The sequence below is a fragment of the Mesorhizobium sp. P3_A9 genome (assembly GCF_056402975.1).
Map to the genome: position 1 here is coordinate 1 of NZ_JBFUGJ010000723.1, position 1051 is coordinate 1051.

Here is a 1051-nt window from a genome sequence, read left to right on the forward strand (position 1 = left end):
CATCTGGACCGGTCTTGGCGCCGCCACCAGCGCTGTGGTCGAGCCCGACCGGCATCACTACGACATTGTCGACGGGCTTGCCGATCCGGCGCATGCGCTGACGCGGGCCTTGCTCTCGGAATAGCCGAGATCATTTTTCCACGTTATCAGCGGCTTATGTGGCAGTTCTTCAGCGCAACATCAGCACGTTGCAGGAGTCTCCTGCAGCGGAAGCAGGGGCAAACGGGGCGCGCACGATCAGTCCGTTGGCGTCGGCCAGCATCCTCAGCATGGAAGAATCCTGGATGCTGAACGGCGTCGCCACCAGCCCGCCATCGTCTTCCCTGACCACCGCCCGCACATAATCCTGGCGAAGATCGTTGGCGTGCATTGCCGCGCCCAATCGGGCCGGACGGATGTCCTGGCGATGATTGCGACCGCCGAGCCTCGCCAGAAGCGGCTTCAGGAACAATTGCGAGCAGACCAGGCTCGCCACCGGGTTGCCGGGCAGGCCGATGCACCTGATAGCGCCGAGGCGGCCGAACATCAGCGGCTTGCCGGGGCGCATGGCGATCTTCCAGAAGCCGAGCGTCATGCCTTCGCCGGTCAGCACGTCATGGATCAGGTCGTGATCGCCGACCGAGGCGCCGCCGAGCGTGACAATGATATCCGCACCGGCCGCGACCGCTTTTTGCACCAGCGCGGCAATTGCCTCCTTGCGATCGGCGGCAATGCCGAGATCGAGGGCACGAGCGCCGACCGATTGCGCGGCAGCGGCGACGCCGTAAGCGTTGGACGAGATGATCTGGTCSGGSCCGAGTTCGCTGCCCGGCGGCAACAGCTCGTCGCCGGTGGCGATGATGGCGACCAGCGGCCGTTTCACCACGTTTACAGTGGGATGATTGGCCGATGCTGCCAGTGAAAGCGCCGCCGGGTCGAGCAAGCGGCCTTTATCCAGCAAGACGTCGCCTTTGGAAAAGTCGAGACCGATGCGGCGGATGTTGCGCCACTCCGCGGTGGGCTCGATCACTTCGATATGGCCGCCACCGAGATCGCGGACGTTCTCCTGGAT

Annotated in this window: 1 protein-coding gene and 1 pseudogene; one reads left to right on the forward strand and one right to left on the reverse strand. The window is 64.4% G+C overall.

Going from position 1 to position 1051, the window contains the following annotated elements:
* Window positions 1-124 (forward strand): annotated as a pseudogene (locus AC1DX0_RS36305) (alpha/beta hydrolase); the annotation flags it as partial.
* Between the two features lie 45 nt (window positions 125-169).
* Here the strand turns inward: AC1DX0_RS36305 and AC1DX0_RS36310 are convergent.
* A partial coding sequence (locus tag AC1DX0_RS36310; protein WP_477359382.1) for a molybdopterin molybdotransferase MoeA occupies window positions 170-1051 on the reverse strand: 882 nt, incomplete at its 5' end.